The 24,402-nt window shown below is 52.1% G+C and carries 23 protein-coding genes and 1 tRNA gene; 12 read left to right on the top strand and 12 right to left on the bottom strand.

Translation table 11 applies throughout. The annotated features are described in order from the left end of the window. The first annotated feature begins 10 nt into the window (after positions 1-10). The 4 genes from fabD to fabF all read left to right on the top strand — a co-directional run bounded on the left by fabD (position 11) and on the right by fabF (position 3,406). Positions 11-940 carry an ACP S-malonyltransferase gene (fabD, locus tag HVZ52_RS13880; RefSeq protein WP_019076478.1) on the top strand — a complete coding sequence of 310 codons (930 nt, stop codon included), beginning with the start codon at positions 11-13 and terminating at the stop codon, positions 938-940. A 12-nt stretch (positions 941-952) separates the two neighbouring features. Continuing rightward, positions 953-1,687, top strand: coding sequence for a 3-oxoacyl-ACP reductase FabG (gene fabG, locus HVZ52_RS13875; protein WP_016152641.1), 735 nt, complete (start codon positions 953-955; stop codon positions 1,685-1,687). Between the two features lie 155 nt (positions 1,688-1,842). Beyond that, the gene (acpP, locus tag HVZ52_RS13870) at positions 1,843-2,079 is read left to right on the top strand and encodes an acyl carrier protein (protein ID WP_000103754.1); all 237 of its coding nucleotides are present in this window, start codon (positions 1,843-1,845) and stop codon (positions 2,077-2,079) included. Between the two features lie 85 nt (positions 2,080-2,164). Next, complete coding sequence (gene fabF, locus HVZ52_RS13865; protein ID WP_016152642.1) at positions 2,165-3,406, top strand: beta-ketoacyl-ACP synthase II; 1,242 nt, start codon at positions 2,165-2,167, stop codon at positions 3,404-3,406. Here fabF and HVZ52_RS13860 read toward each other — a convergent pair. The 7 genes from HVZ52_RS13860 to HVZ52_RS13830 form a co-directional block, all read right to left on the bottom strand. Beyond that, positions 3,403-4,155: a molecular chaperone gene (locus HVZ52_RS13860; RefSeq protein WP_181598351.1), complete on the bottom strand. Its 753-nt coding sequence runs from the start codon at positions 4,153-4,155 to the stop codon at positions 3,403-3,405. The genes fabF and HVZ52_RS13860 overlap by 4 nt on opposite strands. A gap of 2 nt (positions 4,156-4,157) precedes the next feature. Beyond that, on the bottom strand, positions 4,158-4,682 hold the full coding sequence (locus tag HVZ52_RS13855; RefSeq protein ID WP_181598350.1) for a fimbrial protein: 525 nt from the start codon (positions 4,680-4,682) through the stop codon (positions 4,158-4,160). A gap of 3 nt (positions 4,683-4,685) precedes the next feature. Next, positions 4,686-5,231 carry a fimbrial protein gene (locus HVZ52_RS13850; protein ID WP_181598349.1) on the bottom strand — a complete coding sequence of 182 codons (546 nt, stop codon included), beginning with the start codon at positions 5,229-5,231 and terminating at the stop codon, positions 4,686-4,688. A 14-nt stretch (positions 5,232-5,245) separates the two neighbouring features. Next, entirely contained in the window at positions 5,246-6,325 is a 1,080-nt protein-coding gene (locus HVZ52_RS13845; protein ID WP_181598348.1) for a fimbrial protein, read from the bottom strand. Continuing rightward, entirely contained in the window at positions 6,325-8,874 is a 2,550-nt protein-coding gene (locus HVZ52_RS13840; RefSeq protein ID WP_181598347.1) for a fimbria/pilus outer membrane usher protein, read from the bottom strand. The genes HVZ52_RS13845 and HVZ52_RS13840 overlap by 1 nt, the downstream gene beginning before the upstream one ends. Further along, positions 8,871-9,569: a fimbria/pilus periplasmic chaperone gene (locus HVZ52_RS13835; protein WP_181598346.1), complete on the bottom strand. Its 699-nt coding sequence runs from the start codon at positions 9,567-9,569 to the stop codon at positions 8,871-8,873. The genes HVZ52_RS13840 and HVZ52_RS13835 overlap by 4 nt, the downstream gene beginning before the upstream one ends. A 111-nt stretch (positions 9,570-9,680) precedes the next feature. Beyond that, the gene (locus HVZ52_RS13830; protein ID WP_181598345.1) at positions 9,681-10,256 is read right to left on the bottom strand and encodes a fimbrial protein; all 576 of its coding nucleotides are present in this window, start codon (positions 10,254-10,256) and stop codon (positions 9,681-9,683) included. A 541-nt stretch (positions 10,257-10,797) separates the two neighbouring features. Here HVZ52_RS13830 and pabC point away from each other — a divergent pair. The 6 genes from pabC to ptsG all read left to right on the top strand — a co-directional run bounded on the left by pabC (position 10,798) and on the right by ptsG (position 16,798). Further along, on the top strand, positions 10,798-11,607 hold the full coding sequence (gene pabC, locus HVZ52_RS13825) for an aminodeoxychorismate lyase (RefSeq protein WP_181598344.1): 810 nt from the start codon (positions 10,798-10,800) through the stop codon (positions 11,605-11,607). Position 11,608: 1 nt separating this feature from the next. Beyond that, entirely contained in the window at positions 11,609-12,631 is a 1,023-nt protein-coding gene (gene yceG, locus HVZ52_RS13820; RefSeq protein WP_181598343.1) for a cell division protein YceG, read from the top strand. Continuing rightward, entirely contained in the window at positions 12,621-13,262 is a 642-nt protein-coding gene (gene tmk, locus HVZ52_RS13815; protein WP_016156195.1) for a dTMP kinase, read from the top strand. Before yceG ends, tmk begins: the two co-directional genes overlap by 11 nt. Continuing rightward, positions 13,259-14,263 (top strand): DNA polymerase III subunit delta', encoded by a 1,005-nt coding sequence (gene holB, locus HVZ52_RS13810; RefSeq protein WP_016152653.1) that lies wholly within the window; start codon positions 13,259-13,261, stop codon positions 14,261-14,263. Before tmk ends, holB begins: the two co-directional genes overlap by 4 nt. A gap of 10 nt (positions 14,264-14,273) precedes the next feature. After that, positions 14,274-15,071, top strand: a complete 798-nt coding sequence (locus HVZ52_RS13805) for a metal-dependent hydrolase (protein WP_016156196.1) — start codon at positions 14,274-14,276, stop codon at positions 15,069-15,071. A gap of 293 nt (positions 15,072-15,364) precedes the next feature. Further along, positions 15,365-16,798, top strand: a complete 1,434-nt coding sequence (gene ptsG, locus HVZ52_RS13800) for a PTS glucose transporter subunit IIBC (RefSeq protein WP_016152655.1) — start codon at positions 15,365-15,367, stop codon at positions 16,796-16,798. A gap of 55 nt (positions 16,799-16,853) precedes the next feature. Here ptsG and HVZ52_RS13795 read toward each other — a convergent pair whose 3' ends face one another. From HVZ52_RS13795 to HVZ52_RS13775, 5 genes are all read right to left on the bottom strand, one after another. Beyond that, positions 16,854-18,632, bottom strand: coding sequence for an aminopeptidase P family protein (locus HVZ52_RS13795; RefSeq protein ID WP_131352093.1), 1,779 nt, complete (start codon positions 18,630-18,632; stop codon positions 16,854-16,856). 15 nt (positions 18,633-18,647) lie between these two features. Further along, positions 18,648-20,102, bottom strand: a complete 1,455-nt coding sequence (locus tag HVZ52_RS13790) for an AMP nucleosidase (RefSeq protein ID WP_016152657.1) — start codon at positions 20,100-20,102, stop codon at positions 18,648-18,650. 118 nt (positions 20,103-20,220) lie between these two features. After that, positions 20,221-21,537, bottom strand: a complete 1,317-nt coding sequence (shiA, locus tag HVZ52_RS13785) for a shikimate transporter (protein WP_047415337.1) — start codon at positions 21,535-21,537, stop codon at positions 20,221-20,223. A 208-nt stretch (positions 21,538-21,745) separates the two neighbouring features. Then, a tRNA-Asn gene (locus HVZ52_RS13780) sits at positions 21,746-21,821 on the bottom strand. A 113-nt stretch (positions 21,822-21,934) separates the two neighbouring features. Next, positions 21,935-22,087 carry a hypothetical protein gene (locus tag HVZ52_RS13775; protein WP_016156199.1) on the bottom strand — a complete coding sequence of 51 codons (153 nt, stop codon included), beginning with the start codon at positions 22,085-22,087 and terminating at the stop codon, positions 21,935-21,937. 60 nt (positions 22,088-22,147) lie between these two features. On the opposite strand from HVZ52_RS13775, the gene nac reads away from it, so the two are divergent. Further along, positions 22,148-23,065, top strand: a complete 918-nt coding sequence (gene nac / locus HVZ52_RS13770; protein ID WP_016156200.1) for a nitrogen assimilation transcriptional regulator NAC — start codon at positions 22,148-22,150, stop codon at positions 23,063-23,065. Positions 23,066-23,166: 101 nt separating this feature from the next. Further along, entirely contained in the window at positions 23,167-24,117 is a 951-nt protein-coding gene (cbl, locus tag HVZ52_RS13765) for an HTH-type transcriptional regulator Cbl (protein WP_016152661.1), read from the top strand. The last annotated feature ends 285 nt before the right edge of the window (positions 24,118-24,402 follow it).

The following is a 24,402-nucleotide window of genomic DNA, read 5'->3' as shown; positions in this document are numbered from 1 at the left end:
GGATTTAAACATGACGCAATTTGCATTTGTGTTCCCGGGGCAGGGTTCCCAGACCGTTGGGATGTTGTCTGAAATGGCAGCAAACTACCCAATTGTTGAAGAAACTTTTGCTGAAGCATCAGCTGCGCTGGGCTATGATCTGTGGGCGTTGACTCAGCAGGGGCCGGCCGAAGAGCTGAATAAAACCTGGCAGACGCAGCCAGCACTGTTGACTGCCTCTGTTGCGCTTTATCGCGTATGGCAGCAGCAGGGTGGTAAAACACCTGCGCTGATGGCAGGTCACAGCCTGGGCGAATACTCTGCGCTGGTGTGTGCGGGTGTTATCGGTTTTGCCGATGCCGTACGTCTGGTTGAACTGCGTGGTAAATTCATGCAGGAAGCGGTACCGGAAGGCACTGGCGGCATGTCTGCGATTATCGGTCTGGACGACGCTGCTATCGCTAAAGCGTGTGAAGAGTCTGCCGAAGGCCAGGTGGTTTCACCGGTAAACTTTAACTCACCAGGTCAGGTGGTTATTGCCGGGCACAAAGAAGCCGTAGAACGTGCCGGCGCAGCCTGTAAAGCGGCTGGCGCTAAGCGTGCTCTGCCACTGCCGGTCAGCGTTCCTTCTCACTGCGCGTTGATGAAGCCTGCTGCTGAGAAACTGGCTGTTGAACTGCAAAAAATCACTTTTAACGCGCCGACTGTTCCGGTTGTGAACAACGTCGACGTGAAGTGCGAAACAGATGCAGACGCTATTCGCGATGCGCTGGTTCGCCAGCTGTACAGCCCGGTTCAATGGACTAAAACCGTTGAATTTATGGCGTCCCAGGGCGTAGAGCACCTGTATGAAGTTGGTCCGGGCAAAGTTCTGACCGGTTTGACGAAACGTATTGTTGACACCCTGACTGCTTCGGCACTGAATGAGCCGGCGGCATTTTCTGCGGCGCTAGAGCAATAAAAGAGGAAGACCATGAGTTTTGAAGGAAAAGTCGCGCTGGTTACCGGTGCAAGCCGTGGCATTGGCCGCGCAATTGCTGAAACACTTGTTGCCCGTGGCGCGAAAGTTATCGGTACTGCAACCAGCGAAAGCGGTGCGCAGGCCATTAGCGATTACTTAGGTGCAAATGGTAAAGGTCTGATGTTGAATGTGACCGATCCGGCATCTATCGAATCTGTTCTGGGAAATATTCGTGCAGAATTTGGTGAAGTCGATATCCTGGTCAATAATGCCGGGATTACTCGTGATAACCTGTTAATGCGCATGAAAGATGACGAGTGGAACGATATCATCGAAACCAACCTGTCATCTGTTTTCCGTCTGTCAAAAGCGGTAATGCGAGCTATGATGAAAAAGCGTCATGGGCGTATTATCACTATCGGTTCTGTGGTTGGTACCATGGGAAATGCGGGTCAGGCTAACTACGCTGCGGCGAAAGCGGGTCTGATCGGCTTCAGTAAATCACTGGCGCGCGAAGTTGCGTCTCGTGGCATTACTGTAAACGTTGTTGCTCCGGGCTTTATTGAAACGGACATGACGCGTGCGCTGTCTGATGATCAGCGTGCGGGTATTCTGGCGCAGGTTCCTGCGGGTCGCCTTGGCGGCGCTCAGGAAATCGCCAGTGCGGTTGCATTTTTAGCTTCTGACGAAGCAAGTTACATCACAGGTGAGACTTTGCACGTCAACGGCGGGATGTACATGGTTTAACCACGAGATAAAAAAATTTGCGTTATTAGGGTGAATGCCCTCAAAATAACGTAAAATCGTGGTAAGACCTGCCGGGATTTAGTTGCAAATTTTTCAACATTTTATACACTACGAAAACCATCGCGAAAGCGAGTTTTGATAGGAAATTTAAGAGTATGAGCACTATCGAAGAACGCGTTAAGAAAATTATCGGCGAACAGCTGGGCGTTAAGCAGGAAGAAGTAACCAACAATGCTTCCTTCGTTGAAGACCTGGGCGCAGATTCTCTTGACACCGTTGAGCTGGTAATGGCTCTGGAAGAAGAGTTTGATACTGAGATTCCGGACGAAGAAGCTGAGAAAATCACTACCGTTCAGGCTGCCATTGATTACATCAACGGCCACCAGGCGTAAGTGAACATCTCCAGGCGGTCATTCGACCGCCTGAGTTTTATCTTTTTATCCCACTTGAATTATTTTCCCTCCCTGGAGGACAACCGTGTCTAAGCGTCGTGTAGTTGTGACCGGACTGGGCATGTTGTCTCCTGTCGGCAATACCGTAGAGTCTACCTGGAAAGCTCTCCTTGCCGGTCAGAGTGGCATCAGCCTGATCGACCATTTCGATACTAGCGCCTATGCAACGAAATTTGCTGGCTTAGTAAAGGATTTTAACTGTGAAGACATTATCTCGCGCAAAGAACAGCGCAAGATGGATGCTTTCATTCAATATGGAATTGTCGCTGGCGTTCAGGCCATGCAGGATTCTGGTCTCGAAATTACGGAAGAGAACGCTCACCGTATTGGCGCCGCTATCGGCTCTGGTATTGGCGGTCTCGGATTGATCGAAGAAAACCACACCTCTTTGGTGAATGGCGGTCCACGTAAGATCAGCCCGTTCTTCGTTCCGTCAACGATTGTTAACATGGTGGCAGGTCACCTGACCATCATGTACGGCCTGCAAGGGCCAAGCATCTCCATTGCGACCGCCTGTACTTCAGGTGTGCATAACATTGGTCATGCAGCACGTATCATTGCATACGGCGATGCAGACGCGATGGTTGCGGGTGGTGCAGAAAAAGCCAGTACCCCGCTGGGTGTGGGGGGTTTTGGCGCGGCACGTGCGCTGTCTACACGTAATGATAACCCGCAAGCGGCAAGCCGTCCGTGGGATAAAGAGCGTGATGGCTTTGTGCTGGGCGACGGCGCAGGCATGGTGGTACTGGAAGAGTACGAGCATGCGAAAGCGCGCGGTGCAAAAATCTATGCTGAAGTCGTTGGTTTTGGCATGAGCAGCGATGCTTACCACATGACGTCACCACCGGAAAACGGTGCGGGCGCTGCGCTGGCAATGGTCAACGCACTACGCGATGCGGCTATCGAAGCGGGTCAGATCGGCTATGTCAACGCGCATGGCACGTCTACTCCTGCTGGCGATAAAGCCGAAACCCAGGCAGTGAAATCTGTCTTTGGCGATGCGGCAAGCCGTGTGATGGTAAGCTCCACTAAATCCATGACCGGACACCTGTTGGGTGCGGCGGGCGCGGTAGAGTCTATTTTCTCTATCCTGGCGCTGCGCGATCAGGCTATTCCGCCAACCATCAACCTGGATAACCCGGATGAAGGTTGTGACCTGGACTTCGTACCTCACGAAGCGCGTCAGGTTAGTGGTCTGGAGTACGCACTGTGTAACTCCTTCGGCTTTGGCGGGACTAACGGTTCGTTGATCTTTAAACGCGTTTAGTTATAAACGATGATGCTGGACATTTTATGTCCGGCATCAGATTTAAGCGACATGTTCATCCTTTGTATTACTTCTCCTCTGTCCCCCAGCTTTTGCCAGGAAATTTCACACTTCCCTTTTTCAGGACACCAGTCATTGGCTCGCTGACTAAACGGCGGCACCATTCCCCCCTGATACATTTTACCATTGATCTGTAATGCCGATAGCGTCACGTACCAGGGTGAATCGTTGCTGACGGTCACACGTTTGTTATGGCGTTGCCACGTTAACGGTTTACGCTTCGCCACCGGTGTCGTCGGCATCCCCGTCGGTCGCCAGAGTATTTTTATCTGCTGACTTACGGCGATTTTTACCGGAGACACCAACCCTTCGCTGCTGTCTGTCGGTGGAATGGCTGCCACAGAGAGCCAGAATAAACTTTCCCGATCGCCTGGCAGCGAATCATCCACATAAATGATTTTAATCTGCTGCTCGTCTCCACCATTAACTACTACTAGCGGTGGTGTAGCAATAAACGGTGATTTTTGCGGCTCGGTGGTAGGGCTCAGCTGCCCGGAAGTGCTGAATCCGTTATCACTGACAATTTTGCTTTGTACCAGAAAAGGTTCTTTTTCAGTATTTCTCAGCGCGACGACCAGCGTTTTATCCTCCTGCGGGAAGATAAAACGTGTGCCTCCAACCACCACGCCGCAGTTCGCGTGATAGGGGAACAGTAGCAGGGTCGTTAGTACCCAGAGCAACTTCTTCATGATTATGGCCATGTCAGTGAAAGCTTAGCGCTGGCGTTCGCTTCACCAGGCTCTAACGGGACGCTAAGTGCGACGTACTGTGCATAAAACTGGAGTGTTTGGGTGTCGGCGTCCGGTATCAGAGAGTAAAGCTGGCCGCCATTTGTGTTGTCATTTAAGTTGATAGGTGTCTTGCTCTTATCCAGAATGCGGATTGCCAACTGGCTGATAGAGAAGTCGTCCAGCGCCAACAGAGCGCTATCCCTGGATGCCCCGGTGCCGGTAAACGCTATCTGGACTTCTCTCATATCTGGGCCACAGTTTTCAAGCTGGACGGTAAATTCTACGGGGGGGCTAACATCGTTGACGTGATCAAAATTTAGCACCAGATGCGTCCCCATCGGGACGTCTTTGGTTTTGTCTGCCAGTGCGACCTCACAGGTGCTGTCAGTGATCCTGCCGATGAGTTGTAACTGAAATGAGTCCGTTTCAACAGCATAAGAACTGAAAGAGAGGCTTAGCCAAAACAGGCAAAGTGCGTACTTCATTTTTTACTCCTCATAACGCAAAGTCACCCACAAGATAGCGTTCGCCTCTCCAGGCGTAACCTGGTCCTGGGTCGCACGATAGCGAAGTTTCAGGGTAGGCAGCGGTGTATCACCCTTCTGCATAGGGACTTTAACCACATCACTGTTCAGTGCGATGCGCTGATCGCTGTTATCGAGAATTTCAATGGCAACGCCGCTGGCGGTTCTGCTGCCATCTTTGGTCGTTATCTGCAATAGCTCCGTATCTGCCGAGTCCCCGGTTCCTCCGAGGATCATGCTGATGGCGTTAGTCGAGTTTGGGTTAAGCTGGCAGTTCTCAAGCGTGATATTCAGGGGGACGGAGGGTGAAACATCTCCGGTATGAGTGAATAATTTTCTTTCATGCTCGCCCAGATTAATCACTCTGTTGTAGTCGCTCGTTTTGACATCGCAGGAGCGCGCCAGAATGTTTCCTGTGAAATAGAGGGCACTACTGCCAGCTTGAGTGTCAGCCTGACTGCATGGGGTAAAGGTCAGCGCAATCAGTAAGTTATAAATAGGTATTCGCATTTAAATATCCCTCCTTATGGCACATACACATCCAGTAACGCTGTGGCTGAATAGCTGCCAGGGGCGGGATCATCCGACGATACTTTTACTGGCCATGATTTCAGCGTGATTGTTGCTTCGCCGTTGTGCGTATCTAACAGGAAAGGCACGCGTATCGAGGGGTCGCTTGTCAGGAGCTGCGTTTCCGGGCTCTGGGCTGATTGCGCCGAGAGCATGATGCCGATATTGTCGTTAGTGGTTTTAATCGCGCCATAGCCACCTGCGGCGGCAGTGGCTTCCATCCCGAGACTGAGCTGCTCTGTTGCGTGAACATTGTCACAGTGGGCTTTCACGGTGATCACTTTTGGTTCATAGGTGTCGGGTTTTGCCCCCGGTACTTTAAAGTCTGCCGCCCATGCATTACCCAGATCTATCGACAGCGTTGATCCGGCGTTGATAGTACAAGACTGCGGCACGATGATTGAACCCGAGACAATAACTTGTACCATAGGAGAGGGGCCGTAAGAGCCTTTGGTATGTGAACCCCACAGCTCAGCGACAACTGTTGGTGGGATGACGATACGAGACGAGGCGAGTTCTTTCTCTATCCGCACTATAATATATCCCTCACCCCCGCTGCTCCAGTGAAAACCGGGTTTGGAATGATCGTCAGGCGCCAAATTGCTGGCATCATTCAGCGGCACGCGCAGCTCACCATGGCCAACAATATATATGTGTGTTTGGACAGAAAGCGTGTTATCGGTACCTGGGATGTAATAGAAACGGGCATTGCCAGGAGCTTCACTTGTAAGCTGTGGGCCTGGGTTGGCTTTAAACCAGGTTTCGGTTTTTACGCCAGGTTCGTTGTCGCACCAGCCGACGTATGTCCCTCCCTCATCCCAGTCCTTGCGGATTGTTTGTCCAGGGGTGATCTTCGTGACATCGCTGACCGTTGTATTGAGTGAGAAAATATACTGGTGAGCGGTTCCTATTCCCGGTGTTCTGGTATCAGAACCCGCAGCACACCAGCCGGTGTAGGCGAGTACGCTGTGGGAAAAGCCAACGCTCATGATAAGCGCCAGGCAGGGAAGGGTGGCTTTTAAGATTCTCTTCATTACTGACACTCCACCTGTAGTTGTAACAACGGCGTATCGTTGGCTGATAGCTGATAATTTGCCTGGCAGCGCTGGTTGGTGTTTTTACCCCAGCTTGCTTTCAGTATTCCCTGCGCGGCAAGGCCGCTCATAAAGACTTGCCCGTCATCGCCAACAATACTGGTATTGTCGTTTTCTTCGCCAGTTACCGTGGCACCGAAGGGAATCGGTTTGCCGTTGTGAGTTAGGGTGATCAGCGCGCGCGCGCCCACTTTGGCGTTGAATTCGGCGCGCACGATGGCTCCTTTGGTGGGAACGACATACTGGACGTTGTGGGTGATCTCTACGTCATCGTTGATATCCGAAGCACGCAGGGCGATACGGTTCTGTCGCCAGGCGGTCGCCCAGGGGATCACTGTATAACCGCGGGAGTCAGTTTTAATTCCCGTGGCATTTTCCAGTGCCACACCCTCCGCCCCTGGCGCTTTGATAAGCACGTTGGTATCGCCGAGTTCCTGGCTTAAGGTGATGCCGTTAGCGTGTACCAGGGCACTGCCCTGAATTCCATAGCTGAGCTGATTGCCGTGAGTGTCGTAGCTATACGCAAGGTTGGTTTGTGCTCTGGCACCCCGGTAGCCCAGACTGGCATTACCACCGTAGCTGGTGTTCTGGTTGCTGACGTTCTGTCTGATGTTGTAGTTCAGGTTACTGTCTTTGAGCAGCGTGCCGGAGAGCCCCAGGCTGTTGCTACTGTTACCATTACTGTCCGTATTGTTGCTATAGCTAACCCAGGCGAGGTTGCGGGCGCTGCTGTAATCATCCGAAGCGGGTAAAAATGCACTCAATGGGACAGAGAGGTTAATGAACAGGATACGGTCGTTGCTGCTGCCGCTTATCTTGTTATAGCTGTAGGTTACGCTGTAGGTCAGCTTGTCGAGCGTACCGTTGTAACCGGTCTGGATATTGCGGGTTGACGCACTGGAGTTCCAGTAATCCTGATTATCCGCACTCACGAACACGGATCCCCATTCGGCCAGTGATTGGGAAAGTGTGAACTGAAACTGCGAGCGTTTATTCTGGCCCAGGTTCCAGGTGTTGAGTACGGTGCGGTCGTCGTCTTCATTCCATGATGCTTTATCCCCCGACATTCTGTTCCATGTCGTGTCCTGTAGGGTATAGAAGCCGCGTGTGGAATATCGGTATCCCGCCAACTGAATGTGGGTATTGGTCTGCTCTAGCGTTTTGGAGTAAAGGAAACGATACGATTCACCACTGTGTCTGGAGTCATCGATCAGGGTGCTATCGGCGTGAGTCACGTCCACAGAGATAGCGCCTAAACTTCCCATATTCATACCCAGACCGAGCGCCTGTGAACGATATTTGTCTGACCACTGCATGCCGCCATACAGCGTGGTGTTATAGGGAAGCCCCCAGAATAACTGGGCCTGCGCCACCTCCGGATTATCCTGATGGTTGTCGTTCGACTGGTACTGACCGACCGCAATGTTGTAGTTGACTCTCCCTTCGCGCTGCAGCATTGGAACGGCGGCGTAAGGGACGATAAAGCTGCTTTGGCTGTTATCCGACTCTTTGATAGTTACTTCCAGATCGCCGCTAGATGCCGCCGGATAGAGATCGTTAATCACAAAAGCACCCGGTGGAACATAAGTTTGGTAAATCACATAACCGTTTTGTTTTACGCTGACCTGGGCATTACTTCTGGCCGTACCATGAATGGTCGGTGCAAAGCCCTGCAAGCTGTCTGGATACATTCCATTTTCAGATTCCAGTTGTGCACCGCGTAAGTTAATGCTGTCAAAAAGCTCGCCAGAGGTCCAGGTGTCGCCCAGCATCAGTGTGCTGCGTAGCGCGTTAATACTGCGTGTTAACGTGGTGCTGATATGCTGAAAATTACCGCCAGAGGAGTTGCTGCTGCTGTTTTGGTTGTTCCAGGTGGAGTAGTCGCGCAGGCGCCAGGGGCCTAAATTGAGGCCACTTTGCAGATTGAGGAAGTTATCGTCACCGGACATCCCGCCGCTACCGGTGCTGCCGCTATACTGGTAGTTAAACCGAAGCGCGGTGATACCGTCATCCCACTCCGCAGGGTCAATATAACCACGGGCGTTTTGCTGTATCAAAATCTGTGGCACGGTGATTTTGAGCACCTGGCGTCGAGTGTCGTAATTCACCGTCGTACCATCGATTTGATGAGTGATAACCTGGCATGAGCCCTCTGCGACCGGTTTTTTCCCGGGGGGAGGTTTGATACCTAACATTTTAAATTCAGCGTCGCTAAAGCAGGGCTCTAACGTGCCGTTGTTAAGCTCAAACGCGATATCCTGGGTGCCGGTATGCTCATTATTAAGCCACAGCTCAACGTGGTATTTTCCAGGCGGTTGCGTTGCGCCTTGTTCAAAAAGGTCGAGCGCCGCGACGGCAGAGGGGTCGTTAGATAAAAATGCCGGATCAAAATGGAGTTTATCCGCCCCTGCGCTATCGCTTGCGCAGAGCAAAGCGATAGCAGAGAGATGGCAACCGCATAAAAAGGCGGCATTACGATGAATTTTCATTTCATCGCCCTTGTGATAACAGGCGTATAGGAACCGTAATCATTCACAGTCTGGAAAGAAACTGCCCCTTTTGCCCCGACGGGGAGTGGCAGATAGGTCTCTTTAAACGGTTCAATGGTATTACTGGGCAGTTTTGCGGCGCCGACCTGAACATTGACCAGGCTAAGGTAATACGGTGTCGGATTATTGATGATTAGGTCAGCGTTGTCGCGGCGGAACTGCAACATCCCCGGCGCATCGCTAAACTTCACTGACAGATCATGTGGACGAACTAGCAGACGAATACGGTTCTGAATGGCAATTTTCAGTGAGTTTCCCTGTTTTTCGCTTTCAGAGGAGGGAATTGCTTTTACATTAATCCAGTAAAGCGTTTCGCGATCGTCCGGGAGTTTTTTCCCGGTATAAATGATGCGTAAACTGTTTTCATCTTGCGGATTCATAACAAATAAAGGCGGTGTGATAATAAAATCATTAACTTTATTTCTGGAAAAGTCTTCAATAAAGGATTGCACCAGGAAGTGTTGTTTGGGGCTGGTATTACGCACTCCGAGCATTGTTTGTTTTTCACCCGACGCGATGACAATTCGTGAACTATTTAACCCAATGCCGCCGACGAGTGATGTATCCGCTGAACTGGCATTTGGGAGAGAGAACAAAATAAATAGGAAAATGAGAAGGCGATGTAAAATAAGCATAGTCCTGTGCCTTAATATATGTAATCCGTTACTTAACAGTTGAGGGTGATGAAATAAATCCCCCTTCGCAACAAGTGGCCCTCTGATGCTCTGTCATGAAGGGGGGGGGCGTTAGTTAAACGTTACGTCGAAAGTGGCGGTAGCTAATACATCTCCGATACTTACCGTTGATTCCGTTGCAATATAGTCGGCTTTAAAGGTTTGCTCGCCAGTTGCTGCTCCCACTGGAATAATGAGCGGGGTTGTAGTGCTTTCGTTAATTTTAACGGGAGTTGTGCCATCGTTTTCGAAGAGCGCCACGCCGACGCCAGTTGCTGCATCGCTGGCCGCGATATTTTTCAGCACCTCGCTATTACTGGTATCAGTCTCGCCTTTAAATTTAAAGGTTACATCTTGCGCCTGACTGGTATCACACTGCTCCAGATGAATCGTAAACTCAGCCGGTTGGCTGCCGACCTGTCCTACAGAGGCAATTGAAGCGCCAGAGCCATAGAACTGGTTTTTTGCAACGTCATTCAGTGTAACGTTTTTGCTATTATCGCTCTGTGCTACTACGCAAGGTGGAGAGACAACTTTACCATTAAAATTAATGGTTCCGGCATTTACTTCAGTAACCGAAGCATTTGCTAGTGACGCAGAACCAATTAAAGCGATACCTAATAAACTATTTAAATGTTTCATTTCCATTTGACTAATCCTTATCGAGTGGAGTAATAGGTTCGGTTTTGAGCATAACAATACATGGCTTACATATAGGCATGGTAGGTGCTAATGATAATATTATATATCGTGCTGCTTCGGTAATACTATAGTGACTTGTTTTTTTTGTTTTCAATTTGTTTTTTTCTTTCTGAATGTTAATGACTTGGATTGTATTTGTCGTGATTATATCTTGTTGTTTGATTATTAGTTGTTTGTATTAATTTTAATTATTAATTGGTTCTGCAAATGTGATTTGGAATGCCTTGTTTTCATTCAAATAAAAAGCGGGGATCTGGGGTGTTTGATTTAAATGGAGAGTCGTTTTGCTTTATGATTTTTAGCGAGACAGGGAGAAATATAAAGGGGGTTTTTTAATGTTCATAATTTTTGTGAATGTATATTTATGGTTCTTGCATGCCAAAATCAGTCTTTCCTATTAGGTCAGTCACGGTGCGCAATGGACCAGGTGATGCTTGCATAAAATGGTCATGAAAGGCACTCTTGACGAAGAGAACGAGGAGAAAGCATGTTTGTAATTAACGGCCAGCCTGCTGAAAATCTTGCTGTAACTGATAGGAGCATTCAGTTTGGTGACGGGTGCTTCACCACGGCTCGCGTGGTGAACGGGCGTGTTCAGTTGCTGGAAATGCATCTGCAAAGGCTGCAGAAAACGTGCGACGTACTGATGATCCCTTTTACGGCATGGTCTGATTTGCGCCAGGAGATGCAGACGATTGCCAGGGCTGATAATACCGGAGTGGTCAAGGTCATCCTAACCCGCGGAGCCGGATCACGGGGCTACGGCCTGGCGGGATGCCATACCCCTACGCGAATTGTTAGCGGAACCCCTGCTCCGACGCATTATGCCACCTGGCGTCAGCACGGAATAACTCTGTCGCAAAGCTCCGTGCGATTAGGACGAAATCCGTTACTTGCTGGCCTGAAACACCTTAATCGACTGGAGCAGGTGCTGATCCGCGCTCATCTTGAGCAGACAAACGCCGATGAGGCGCTGGTCCTTGACAGCGAAGGGTGGCTTACGGAATGCTGTGCCGCGAATTTATTCTGGCGCCGGGGAATGGATGTGTTTACCCCGTGTCTCGATCAGGCGGGCGTTAACGGTATTATGCGCCAGCACATTATCAGGCAGCTCGCCGCTTCGCCATATCGGGTGGCTGAAGTTGCCGCTCGCCTTGAGACGCTGGTCGATGCGGACGAAGTTTTTATCTGCAATGCACTGATGCCGATTGTTCCGGTGCAAAAATTTGAGGGCCAACGCTGGCCGTCGCGTGAACTTTACCAATATTTAGCCCCACTGTGTGAGTTGTCTGATTAGCATGAAGAAATTGTTAGGCGTTTTATTATTGTTGCTGGTAGTGATGGGTATCGCTGCCGGGTTCGGCGCGTGGAAAGTTCGCCAACTGGCGAACAGTACGCTACTCATCAAAGAAGAGGCTATTTTTTCCCTGAAGGCAGGCACCGGGCGTCTGGTGCTGGGCGAGCAACTTTATCGCGAAAAAATCATCAATCGTCCGCGTGTGTTCCAGTGGCTGCTGCGTGTTGAACCCGAACTGTCGCATTTTAAAGCCGGAACCTACCGTTTTACGCCCGACATGACGGTACGGGACATGTTGCAGCTGCTGGAAAGCGGTAAAGAGGCGCAGTTCCCGTTACGTCTGGTTGAAGGGATGCGTCTGAGCGACTACCTCAAGCAACTGCGCGACGCCCCGTACATCAAACATACGCTGAGCGATGATAATTACGAGACCGTTGCTCAGGCGCTGAAGCTGGAAAACCCGCAATGGGTGGAAGGCTGGTTCTGGCCAGATACCTGGATGTATACCGCCAAAACAACTGACGTGGCGTTACTAAAACGCGCACATCAGAAAATGGTTAAAGCAGTAGACTCCGTCTGGGAAGGGCGCGCTGAAGGCCTGCCTTATCAGGACAAAAATCAGCTGGTAACCATGGCCTCTATTATCGAAAAAGAGACTGCGGTTGCCAGCGAGCGTGACCAGGTGGCCTCCGTCTTTATTAACCGCTTACGGATTGGCATGCGTTTACAGACCGATCCGACGGTGATTTACGGGATGGGGTCACGGTATAATGGCAAGTTGTCGCGTGTGGATTTAGATACCCCGACCGCCTATAACACCTATACCATTACGGGGTTGCCGCCTGGTCCGATTGCCATGCCGGGAGAGGCCTCATTGCAGGCCGCGGCGCATCCGGCAAAAACGCCGTACCTCTATTTCGTGGCTGACGGTAAAGGCGGTCACACGTTTAACACCAATCTTGCCAGCCACAACCGGTCCGTGCAGGATTACCTGAAAGTGCTTAAGGAAAAAAATGGGCAGTAACTATATCGTCATCGAGGGCCTGGAAGGCGCCGGAAAAACCACCGCGCGTAACGTGGTGGTAGAGACACTTGAGCAACTCGGTATTCGTGACATGGTTTTTACCCGCGAACCGGGGGGAACGCAGCTCGCGGAGAAACTAAGAAGTCTGGTGCTGGACATTAAGTCGGTGGGTGACGAGGTCATCACTGACAAAGCTGAAGTTCTGATGTTTTACGCTGCGCGCGTACAGCTGGTCGAAACCGTTATTAAACCTGCGCTGGCAAAAGGCGCATGGGTAATTGGCGACCGTCACGATTTGTCGACCCAGGCGTATCAGGGGGGCGGACGCGGCATCGATCAAAACATGCTGGCAACCCTGCGCGATGCTGTGCTCGGTGATTTTCGCCCGGACCTGACGCTCTATCTGGACGTGACTCCAGAAGTCGGATTGAAGCGTGCCCGTGCACGCGGCGAGCTGGATCGTATTGAGCAGGAATCTTTCGATTTCTTTAATCGCACCCGCGCGCGCTATCTTGAACTGGCTGCCAAAGATGCCAGCATTCGTACCATCGACGCTACGCAGCCGCTGGAAGCTGTGATGGCTGATATCCGCAATACCATCACCCAGTGGGTGCAGGAGCAGGGCGCATGAAATGGTACCCATGGTTACGGCCAGATTTTGAAAAACTGGTAGCCAGCTACCAGGCGGGTCGTGGTCACCATGCGTTACTGATTCAGGCGTTACCCGGAATGGGTGACGACGCGCTGATTTACGCGCTCAGTCGCTATTTAATGTGCCAGCAGCCGGAAGGGCATAAAAGCTGCGGACACTGCCGGGGCTGTCAATTGATGCAGGCGGGGACGCATCCTGATTACTATTCGCTGCTGCCGGAAAAAGGCAAAAGCACGCTGGGGGTTGATGCGGTACGTGAAGTGAGTGAAAAGCTGTACGAGCATTCACGCCTTGGCGGTGCGAAAGTGGTGTGGATCCCTGATGCTGCCCAGTTAACTGATGCTGCTGCCAATGCTCTGCTAAAAACGCTGGAAGAACCGCCGGCACAAACCTGGTTTTTCCTCGCCAGCACAGAGCCTGCGCGATTGCTGGCGACATTGCGCAGCCGCTGCCGGTTACACCATCTTGCGCCGCCGGCTGAGTCGTACGCTATCTCCTGGCTCGCCCGTGAAGTGACCGCATCTCCAGAAGCTCTGTTGAGCGCATTACGCCTGAGCGCGGGTTCGCCTGGTGCGGCACTCTCGTTGTTACAGGCTGAAAGCTGGGCGCATCGCACAGATTTTTGTGCGGCACTGGCAAACACATTAAACGCAGGTGACTGGTATATCCTGCTCGCGGCGTTAAACCACGATCAGGCCGCCGCCCGTTTACACTGGCTGGCAACGTTGTTGACGGATGCCTTGAAGCGTCCGTATGGGGTTTCCCATTTAACCAATCCTGACGCGCTGGACCTGATATCTTCTATCGCAGAACGGTTATCCGTCGCCCGGATACAGGCGATACTCGGTGACGTTTGTCATTGCCGTCAGCAGTTGCTGAACGTAACAGGCGTAAACCGTGAACTGGTGTTAACCGATCTTATCCTGCGTATTGAGCATTACCTGCAACCAGGCACCGTACTGCCTGTTCCCCATCTTTGAGAGAGACATTATGTTTTTAGTCGACTCACACTGCCATCTTGATGGCCTGGATTATCAATCTCTGCATAAGGACGTGGATGACGTGCTGGCGAAAGCGGCCGCACGCGATGTGAAATTCTGTCTTGCCGTCGCGACCACTCTGCCAGGATACCGCAGTATGCGCGAACTGGTCGGTGAACGTGACAATGTGGTGTTCTCCTGCGGCGTGCATCCGTTAAATCAGGATGAAGCCTATGATGTTGAAGACCTGCGCCGTTTTGCCGCCGAAGAGGGCGTTGTGGCGATGGGGGAAACCGGGCTGGACTATTTCTATACGCCGGAAACAAAGGTGCGCCAGCAGGAATCTTTTATCCATCATATTCAGATTGGCCGTGAGTTACAAAAGCCAGTTATCGTACATACCCGCGATGCGCGGGCCGATACGCTGTCTATTCTGCGCGAAGAAAAAGTGACGGATTGTGGTGGCGTACTACACTGTTTTACAGAAGACAGAGAAACGGCGGGCAAATTGCTGGACCTCGGATTTTATATCTCGTTTTCCGGCATCGTCACGTTCCGTAACGCAGATCAGCTCCGTGATGCCGCCCGCTATGTTCCTCTGGATAGGTTGCTGGTTGAGACGGATTCTCCCTACCTTGCGCCTGTTCCGCATCGTGGAAAAGAGAACCAGCCTGCCATGACCCGTGACGTTGCGGAGTATATGGCCGTAGTGAAAGGTGTTGCCGTTGAAGAACTGGCGCAGGCAACCACTGATAACTTTGCCCGCCTGTTTCACATCGACGCTTCTCGCCTGCAATCCGTTCGTTAACTGACTTTTTTTAAAGCTCGTAATTAATAAGCAAAGCGAGTAAAGTTCAGCGCCTCAAAATGGGCGGTGAATAACCGGTTTGACACATTCAGAAACGCATTTTATCGGAATGTGCGGATTTTACGGCCATCCACGACTGAATTGTGATAGCCGTCAAACAAAAACAAACTGAATTATTTTACTCTGTGTAATAAATAAAGGGTACTTAGATGCCCTGTACACGGCGAGGTTCTCCCCCCTCGCTAATGCGTGAGAACGTAGAAAAGCACAAATACTCAGGAGCACTCTCAATTATGTTTAAGAATGCATTTGCTAACCTGCAAAAGGTCGGTAAATCGCTGATGCTGCCGGTATCCGTACTCCCGATTGCAGGTATCCTGCTGGGTGTCGGTTCCGCTAACTTCAGCTGGCTGCCAGCCGTTGTATCGCACGTAATGGCAGAAGCAGGCGGTTCTGTTTTTGCAAACATGCCGCTGATTTTTGCCATCGGTGTCGCGTTAGGCTTCACCAATAACGACGGCGTATCTGCACTGGCATCCGTTGTTGCCTACGGCATTATGGTTAAGACCATGGCTGTTGTTGCGCCGCTGGTTCTGCATTTACCTGCTGAAGAGATCGCAGCTAAACACCTTGCTGATACGGGTGTTCTCGGGGGGATTATCTCCGGTGCGATTGCAGCGTATATGTTCAACCGTTTCTACCGTATCAAATTGCCTGAGTATCTTGGCTTCTTTGCGGGTAAGCGCTTCGTTCCTATCATTTCTGGTCTGGCCGCTATCTTCACCGGTGTGGTTCTGTCCTTCATTTGGCCGCCGATCGGGACTGCTATTCAGACGTTTTCCCAGTGGGCTGCATACCAGAACCCGGTCGTAGCGTTCGGTATCTATGGCTTCATTGAACGCTGCCTGGTGCCGTTTGGTCTGCACCATATCTGGAACGTTCCATTCCAGATGCAGATCGGTGAATACACCAATGCTGCGGGCCAGGTATTCCACGGCGATATCCCTCGCTATATGGCGGGTGACCCGACTGCGGGCAAACTGTCCGGTGGCTTCCTGTTCAAAATGTACGGTCTGCCGGCTGCCGCTATCGCTATCTGGCACTCTGCTAAACCAGAAAACCGCGCGAAAGTGGGCGGTATCATGATCTCCGCGGCGCTGACCTCGTTCCTGACCGGTATTACCGAACCGATCGAGTTCTCGTTCATGTTCGTGGCGCCGATCCTGTACATCATCCACGCAATTCTGGCTGGTCTGGCATTCCCGATCTGTATCCTGTTGGGTATGCGTGACGGTACGTCGTTCTCCCACGGTCTGATCGACTTTATCGTTCTGTCCGGTAACAGCAGCAAACTGTGGCTGTTCCCGATTGTCGGTATCGGTTATGCGATTGTTTACTACACCATCTTCCGTGTGCTGATCAAAGCGCTGGACCTGAAAACTCCGGGTCGTGAAGATGCTACCGAAGACACCAAAGCGGGTGCGTCCGGCGAAATGGCTCCGGCCCTGGTTGCGGCATTCGGCGGTAAAGAAAACATCACTAACCTCGATGCGTGCATCACTCGTCTGCGTGTCAGCGTCGCTGACGTTGCCAAAGTGGATCAGGCTGGCCTGAAGAAACTGGGTGCGGCGGGCGTTGTAGTGGCGGGTTCCGGTGTTCAGGCTATCTTCGGTACTAAGTCCGATAACCTGAAAACTGAAATGGATGAGTACATCCGTCACAGCTAAGCAGTAAAAAGTTGGGGAGAATTAAGGCAGCCTGCGGGCTGCCTTATTTAATGCATTAATTGGCCTGAACGCGAATCGGCGCAGTGGCGGCGAACAACCACGGACGAGCCTCTGCGTTCACGCGTGGGGATAACGTCTCTCTGACCTGCTGGTGATAATCATCAATCCACTGCTTTTCAGCCTCACTTAGCAGATGCAGTTCAACCAGACTTAAATCAATCGGCACCAGCGTCAGCGTTGAGAAGCGACAGAAGCCAGGACGACTGTTGATAATCTCCACCTGATTCTCAATACGGATCCCATATTCTCCGGCCAGATAATAACCCGGCTCGATGGTAATGATATTGCCCGCAACCAGAGGCCAGGGGTTTACTTTTTTGGCAATGCGATGGGGCTGCTCATGGATCAGGAGCTGATGGCCTACGCCGTGTCCCGTACCGTGATCAAAATCCAGACCCAGATCCCACAGCGCCCGACGGCTAAAGGCATCCAGTTGATGACCCTGAGTGCCGCTGGGAAATTGCAGCGAGATAAGCGACAAAAAGCCTTTCAACACAGCGGTGTAATGCAGACGACGCTGCGGATCCTGTGGACCAAACGCGAGGGTGCGCGTTGTATCCGTCGTACCATTATGGTACTGGCCGCCGGAATCATTCAGATACATGGCCTGAGAGGTAATGGGCGTATTGGTTTTTTCGCTGGAATGGTAGTGGCACATTGCGGCATTGCTGGCTGAGGCCGAAATCGTGTTGAAGCTTTGCTCGATAAATCCCGGCTGCTGCTGGCGAAATTCCAGTTGCCTGGCCTGCGCTTCCAGCTCAGTGACCGGATTGCCTGCCGCTTCGCGCAAGGGAACTTCATGCGTAAGCCATGCCAGAAAGTTAACCCAGGCCGCGCCATCTTGTTCATGGCATTCCCGATAACCCGCCAGTTCAACGTCATTCTTGTGCGCTTTCATCAAGGTGATGGGATCGGGTGCCCATAAGACTTCGCCACCGTGTTCTACAATGGCAAAACGCAGCGCGACCGGGGCGTAGTCTTTATCGACCAAAAAGCGTTTCCCTTTGGCCAACTGCTGGCAGCGGGCAAGAAAACTCTCTTGTGGGGCCAGCGTGAGCGTATTCAGCAGTGCAGCAGGGAGCTGCTGGGTTTTGTTGCTATCAACAAACCATTCCAGCTCGCCGCTGCGATGGAGCAGGGCGAACGAAAACGGCACTGGCACCATTGGCAGATCGGAACCGCGCACATTCAGCAGCCAGGCAATGTTATCCGGCAGCGTGATCGCCAGAACGTCGGCCTGTTGTTGCGTGAGCAGATCCACGACGCGGGCACGTTTTTGTGTGCTGCTTTCCCCGCTGATTTCAATGGGCATTTCATGAATGATGCCGCAGGGTGCTGCCGGGCGATCAAGCCATACCTGGTCGAAAGGATCTTGCTCAAGAGACACCAGCTCGCAATGGGTCGCCGACAGTGCTTCAAACTGGCTGTTGACCATCAGCAACGGTTCAAAGCCGATACGCGCGCCCGCAGCAACGTGAGACTGCAAATAATCGGCCAGCGGTTCGTCATGCAAATGGTGAATTTCAAAATCATCCAGCGAGACTTCATTGCGCACCTGGACCTGATAGCGTCCATCGACAAACATTAATGCGCGGTCGCGCAGGACCAACGCGAGACCAGCGGAGCCGCTAAAACCGGTCAGCCAGGCCAGCTTATTGTCATGCGGTGTACAATCTTCGCTTTGGTGAGCGTCGGCGCGCGGAACAATCATGCCATCCAGCCCTTGCGCTAACAGCAGGTTGCGCAGAGCGGAAAGAGGAGTTGAGTTGTGCATAGTTACCTTCAGGCCTTAACGGAACGGCGGTTCGTTGAACGTACGTAATTTACGGGAGTGCAGTCGATCGCCTTCAGCACGCAGACGATCGATTGCCCGGATACCTATTTGCAGGTGCTCGGAAATGGCACCTTCATAAAAACGGTTGGCCTGACCAGGCAGTTTGATCTCGCCGTGCAGCGGTTTATCGGAAACGCACAGCAGCGTGCCGTAAGGGACACGGAAGCGGTAACCCTGGGCGGCGATGGTGGCGCTTTCCATATCAATAGCCACCGCGCGACTGAGGTTAAAACGCAGCGCAGAAGCGGAATAGCGTAACTCCCAGTTGCGATCGTCGGTGGTGACGACGGTACCGGTACGCAGGCGCTGTTTAACTTCTTCGCCGGGCATGCCGCTGACTTCTTTGGTGGCGTCATACAGTGCGCGTTGTACTTCCGCAATGCTCGGAATCGGAATATCCGGCGGTAGTACGGCATCCAGCACATGGTCGTCACGCAGATAAGCGTGGGCCAGAACATAGTCGCCAATCGCCTGACTTTCGCGCAGGCCGCCACAGTGTCCAATCATCAGCCAGACGTCAGGGCGCAGGACGGCCAGATGATCGCAAATGGTTTTAGCGTTGGACGGGCCAACGCCGATATTGACCAGCGTGATCCCCTGACCGTCGGCGGTGATTAAATGCCAGGCGGGCATCTGATGTTTCTTCCAGGCGAGGTCGGAGATGGCCTCTTCCGGAGCTTCCGTTTCAGCGGTGATCCAGATCCCGCCTGCGCATGACAGCGCGATATAGGGGCTGTTCGGATCGAGGATCTGGCTGCAGCCCCAGCGCACGAACTCATCGACATAGCGGGTGTAGTTGGTGAACAGCACAAATGGCTGGAAATGTTCAACCGGCGTTCCCGTGTAGTGACGCAGTCGTGCGAGCGAAAAATCAACTCGTCGGGCGTCGAAGTGCGACAGCGGGGAGAATTCCGCCGGATGATAGGTACCATCGGCTGTTTCGTCGCCAATTTGTGACAACTCGGTAGTGGGGAAATGGCGCGTTAATCCGGCGCTCATCGAGCGGTCGAGCGTCAGCTCAGAACCGTCGATCACATAGGGATAAGGGATTTCATGCTGCGACGGTTCGACGGAGATATGCGCATCATAATCCTGATACAGCAGCGTGAGTTGTTCTTCAAGATAGGGACGAAAAAGCGACGGACGGGTGATCGTAGTGGTATAGCTGCCCGCATGGGTAAAACGGCCATAGGCGCGGGTTTTCGGAGGATTGGTGGCGCTGCCATCCCAGGTGACACAAAGCGATGGGTAAACAAAAAGACCATTATGGCGGGCGATTATGTCAGGGAGCGTCCCTGTTTCAATGTACTTACCAATGGCGCTACGCAGTGCTTTAACCGACTGCTCGTACAGCGCGTCCAGTTTATCCAGTGCCTGAGTTGGGGTCAGGCTGGAGCCCTTATTGTTCATGTCTGTCTCCTTGTTCCACAGATGTACTGCTCTCCCGATAGTATGTCACAGGAATATGAAACAAAAGTCAGACGTTGAGGAAGATTGTGCGAAGGCCGAATGACCTTCGCATCAGGGCTTAACTGTGCTGCTTATCCCGCATCAGCAATGCAGTGGCGGCGGAAATAAGACACCCGGCCATCAGATAAATGGCCACGCTGTGCCAGTCTCCTCCTGAGAATGTCACCAGTGCCGCAGCAATGAAGGGGGTAAAACCACCGCCAACCACGCTTGCCACCTGATAGCCAACGCCTGCGCCGCTGTAGCGATAACTTGCGCCAAACAAACCGGTAAACATAGGCTGCTGTACGCAGACCACCATATCGTGCGCAATATTGGCCAACATAATCGCGAAGAACACGATCCAGAAAATAGACTGTGCTTCCAGCGCCATAAAGAACGGGAAGGCGCTCAGCGTACCGACCAGTGCACCGGTAATGTACACGCGCCGTCGACCAAAGCGGTCGGCAAACCAGGCAAAGCAGGGGATGGTCAGACAGCTCAGTCCTCCCACTAACAAACCGATATTCAGAAACAGCTCGCGGGGTAGGCCCAGGTTCTGCGTAGAGTAATTAAGGGCAAACGCGGTGACGATATACATCGTCAGCAGTTCACATAAGCGCAAGCCGATAATTTTTAAGAATGCGCCCGGATGGCGGATTAACGCCTCGACCACCGGTAACCGCTTTTTCTCTGGTTGCGCTGCCTGTTGCTGCTGTTCGAATTCGGCTGATTCATCCATTCTGTTGCGCATCCACAACGCGCCCAAAACCAGTACGATGCTGAACAGGAACGGAATACGCCAGCCCCAGCTCAGGAACTGCTCATCGGTAGTTTGCGAGCTAATCAGTGATACCAGACCGGTAGAAAGCAGCAGTCCGACGCCGTAACCGACCTGAACGCCACTGCTGTAGAAGGCTTTTTTATTTTTTGGCGCGCTTTCGACCGAGAGCAACGCCGCGCCGCCCCATTCACCACCAACGGCGAATCCCTGAATGGCGCGTAGCGTCACCAGCAGCACAGGGGCCCACCAGCCAATAGTGTCAAAAGAAGGAATAATCCCTATCAGCGCAGTGGCAATCCCCATCATCCAGACGGTGAGCATCAGCATGCGTTTACGGCCAAGGCGATCGCCAAAGTGGCCGAAGATAACCCCGCCTAACGGACGGAACAAAAATCCGACGCCAAAGGTGGCAAATGCGGCAAGTGTTCCCATTGCCGGGCTAACCTGCGGGAAGAACTCGCGATTAAAGACCAGTGCGGCGGTGATGCCATAAAGCAGAAAATCATACCAGTCGACCACGGCGCCAGCGAAGCTACCAAGCGCAGCGCGTCGGGCACGATGAAGCGAAGAGACGTCCTCTTGGGGACCCGCGGAGGTGAGAGTGGAATCCATAGTTATCCTGTCTGTACTGTCTTTTAGTTATTAGTATTTGAATTGGGCTACACACATTGCAGTCGATATATTAACGACCGTTATGAGATTACCGCGACAGACGGGAAGAGAAAACGATTATCTCCCTCACCAGAGGGCTACATGAAAAATAAGATGAATGAAAAACAGAAAAGCAAAAAGCCCGCTTAAAAGCGGGCTTCTCTAAATTTGGCTCCTCTGACTGGACTCGAACCAGTGACATACGGATTAACAGTCCGCCGTTCTACCGACTGAACTACAGAGGAATCGTTTGAACGAGGCGCATATTAGCGAGGGCGATGAGGCTTGTCAAAGGGGGAAATACATTTGTGCGTTCGTTTGCTGACAAAATCAGCAAAGCGGCGATCTTTCCGTCTTTTTATGCTTTTGCCCCATTCTGGTGCGCGTCTACCTCTTCCAGGGCAGCCAGAATGAGAGATTCAGGTGTGCAAAAAGTCCATTCTTCACCTTTGAGCCTGACTTTACGCGGTTTTAACCGTAAAACACGGCTGCTGACTAAACTGGCAAGCATCTTGCAATCCTGAATTTAATGACTGCCAGCACGGGTTCTGGTATTCCGACAGGAGGCAAAATGAACTTCAGACGACTGAAATATTTCGTGAAAATCGTCGATATTGGTAGCCTGACCCAGGCAGCGGAAGTGTTGCATATCGCGCAACCCGCGCTGAGCCAGCAGGTTGCTACGCTGGAAGGCGAACTGGATCAGCAACTGCTGATTCGCACCAAACGCGGCGTCACACCGACGGAAGCGGGGAAAGTGTTGTATGCCCATGCGCGGACGATTTTACGTCAGTGCGAGCAGGCGCAACTTGCGGTCAATAACGTGGGTCAGACCCTGGGGGGACAGGTCTCTATTGGCCTGGCACCGGGGACGGCGGCGTCAGCCATCACTATGCCGTTATTACAGACAGTACGAGCAGAGCTGCCCGATGTGCTGGTCTATTTGCATGAAAACAGTGGGGCGGTGCTGAATGACAAGCTGCTCAGCGGGCATTTAGACATGGCGGTGCTCTACGAGCGCTCACCCGTGGCGGGTATCAGCAGTCAACCGTTGCTTAAAGAGGATCTGTACCTGGTCGGGACGCGTGATTGCCCGGGGCAAAGCGTCGATTTAGCCGCGGTGGCGCAGATGAATCTGTTTTTGCCACGGGATTACAGCGCAGTTCGCCTGCGTGTAGATGAAGCTTTTTCGCTTCGTCGCCTGACGGCAAAAGTGATTGGCGAAATTGAATCTATCGCCACCTTAACGGCTGCCATCGCCAGTGGGATGGGCGTCACAGTGTTGCCTGAGTCGGCGGCCCGTTCATTATGTAATGCCGCTAACGGCTGGATGGCGCGGATAACAACCCCGTCGATGAATCTGCCATTATCGCTGAACGTCTCAGCCAGAGGGAGCTTATCGCCGCAGGCACAGGCCGTGAAGGAGATCCTGTTGTCGCTGGTAAGCCGTCCGGCACTGGAAAACCGCGAGCTACAGCTGGTCAGCTAAACCTTATTCCCTCCAGGAATAAGATGCGGGTTTTTATTATTTGTTATGCCGGGCATCAGACTTTAACAATAGCGTAATGTCTGATGCGCCCGGAGCGAAAAGTGAATTTCCAGCAACTTAAAATAATCCGCGAGGCGGCCCGTCAGGATTACAACCTGACGGAAGTCGCGAATATACTGTACACCTCGCAGTCGGGAGTCAGCCGACATATTCGTGAACTTGAAGATGAACTTGGCATTGAGATTTTTATCCGTCGCGGTAAACGCCTGCTGGGCATGACCGAACCGGGCAAAGCCTTGCTGGTTATTGCCGAGCGTATTCTGAATGAGGCCAGCAACGTTCGCAGACTGGCGGATCTGTTTACCAATGACACGTCCGGTGTACTGACGATTGCCACCACGCATACACAGGCACGCTATAGCCTGCCCGCGGTGATTAAAGCCTTTCGTGAGCTCTTTCCTGAGGTACGTCTGGAACTGATCCAGGGTACACCGCAGGAGATTGACGTACTGTTGCAAAACGGTGGGGCAGACATCGGGATTGCCAGCGAGCGACTTAGCAGCGATCCGCTGTTGGTAGCTTTTCCCTGGTTTCGTTGGCACCACAGCCTGCTTGTTCCTCACGATCATCCCTTGGTGAAAACGTCTCCTCTCACACTGGAATCTATCGCCCACTGGCCATTAATTACGTATCGTCAGGGGATTACGGGGCGTTCCCGTATCGATGAGGCATTTGCCCGTAAAGGGTTAGTGCCGGATATTATCCTCAGCGCCCAGGACTCGGATGTGATTAAAACCTATGTGTCGCTGGGGCTGGGAATCGGGCTGGTGGCAGAACAATCCAGTGGAGAGCAGGAGGAGGGGAGCTTAACCCGTCTGGATACCCGGCACTTATTTGATGCAAATACCGTCTGGCTGGGCCTGAAACGCGGGCAACTGCAGCGCAACTATGTCTGGCGATTTATTGAGCTATGCAACGCAGGGTTATCCGTCGATGAAATCAAGCGCCAGGCGATGGAGCCAGATGAAGCCGTGATTGATTATCAGATATAATGCAAAAAGCCTGCTTAGTTTCCTAAGCAGGCTTCTTAAATATGGCTCCTCTGACTGGGATCGCCGTAGCCAGTAAGTGGCTGATTGGTAAGCCAAACCTAAAAGTTGGGGTTGTCAAGACCACCAGAATGACCACCAATTTTGTTTGGTTTTTCCTTTCTGAACGCGAGCCGAGTATTATGGTTTGTACACCATTTCATCTATGCTTTCCTTCAAACCAGATAAAGCGCAAAGATGGCTGCGAGGTAGATGAGTCAAGGATTGCTACATAACATCAGGAGCCAG

The sequence above is a fragment of the Citrobacter sp. RHB36-C18 genome (genome assembly GCF_013814485.1).
Taxonomy (GTDB): domain Bacteria; phylum Pseudomonadota; class Gammaproteobacteria; order Enterobacterales; family Enterobacteriaceae; genus Citrobacter; species Citrobacter braakii.
The sequence above is the reverse complement of the archived record's forward strand: the minus strand, read 5'-3'. Positions and strand labels throughout refer to the sequence as shown.

Excerpts from the sequence above, each read along its gene's own strand:
- fabD (WP_019076478.1), top strand. The coding sequence starts at position 11 with ATGACGCAATTTGCATTTGTGTTCCCGGGGCAGGGTTCCCAGACCGTT.
- fabG (WP_016152641.1), top strand. The coding sequence starts at position 953 with ATGAGTTTTGAAGGAAAAGTCGCGCTGGTTACCGGTGCAAGCCGTGGC.
- acpP (WP_000103754.1), top strand. The coding sequence starts at position 1,843 with ATGAGCACTATCGAAGAACGCGTTAAGAAAATTATCGGCGAACAGCTG.
- HVZ52_RS13860 (WP_181598351.1), bottom strand. The coding sequence starts at position 4,155 with ATGAAGAAGTTGCTCTGGGTACTAACGACCCTGCTACTGTTCCCCTAT.
- HVZ52_RS13855 (WP_181598350.1), bottom strand. The coding sequence starts at position 4,682 with ATGAAGTACGCACTTTGCCTGTTTTGGCTAAGCCTCTCTTTCAGTTCT.
- HVZ52_RS13850 (WP_181598349.1), bottom strand. The coding sequence starts at position 5,231 with ATGCGAATACCTATTTATAACTTACTGATTGCGCTGACCTTTACCCCA.
- HVZ52_RS13845 (WP_181598348.1), bottom strand. The coding sequence starts at position 6,325 with ATGAAGAGAATCTTAAAAGCCACCCTTCCCTGCCTGGCGCTTATCATG.
- HVZ52_RS13840 (WP_181598347.1), bottom strand. The coding sequence starts at position 8,874 with ATGAAAATTCATCGTAATGCCGCCTTTTTATGCGGTTGCCATCTCTCT.
- HVZ52_RS13835 (WP_181598346.1), bottom strand. The coding sequence starts at position 9,569 with ATGCTTATTTTACATCGCCTTCTCATTTTCCTATTTATTTTGTTCTCT.
- HVZ52_RS13830 (WP_181598345.1), bottom strand. The coding sequence starts at position 10,256 with ATGGAAATGAAACATTTAAATAGTTTATTAGGTATCGCTTTAATTGGT.
- pabC (WP_181598344.1), top strand. The coding sequence starts at position 10,798 with ATGTTTGTAATTAACGGCCAGCCTGCTGAAAATCTTGCTGTAACTGAT.
- yceG (WP_181598343.1), top strand. The coding sequence starts at position 11,609 with ATGAAGAAATTGTTAGGCGTTTTATTATTGTTGCTGGTAGTGATGGGT.
- tmk (WP_016156195.1), top strand. The coding sequence starts at position 12,621 with ATGGGCAGTAACTATATCGTCATCGAGGGCCTGGAAGGCGCCGGAAAA.
- holB (WP_016152653.1), top strand. The coding sequence starts at position 13,259 with ATGAAATGGTACCCATGGTTACGGCCAGATTTTGAAAAACTGGTAGCC.
- HVZ52_RS13805 (WP_016156196.1), top strand. The coding sequence starts at position 14,274 with ATGTTTTTAGTCGACTCACACTGCCATCTTGATGGCCTGGATTATCAA.
- ptsG (WP_016152655.1), top strand. The coding sequence starts at position 15,365 with ATGTTTAAGAATGCATTTGCTAACCTGCAAAAGGTCGGTAAATCGCTG.
- HVZ52_RS13795 (WP_131352093.1), bottom strand. The coding sequence starts at position 18,632 with ATGCACAACTCAACTCCTCTTTCCGCTCTGCGCAACCTGCTGTTAGCG.
- HVZ52_RS13790 (WP_016152657.1), bottom strand. The coding sequence starts at position 20,102 with ATGAACAATAAGGGCTCCAGCCTGACCCCAACTCAGGCACTGGATAAA.
- shiA (WP_047415337.1), bottom strand. The coding sequence starts at position 21,537 with ATGGATTCCACTCTCACCTCCGCGGGTCCCCAAGAGGACGTCTCTTCG.
- HVZ52_RS13775 (WP_016156199.1), bottom strand. The coding sequence starts at position 22,087 with ATGCTTGCCAGTTTAGTCAGCAGCCGTGTTTTACGGTTAAAACCGCGT.
- nac (WP_016156200.1), top strand. The coding sequence starts at position 22,148 with ATGAACTTCAGACGACTGAAATATTTCGTGAAAATCGTCGATATTGGT.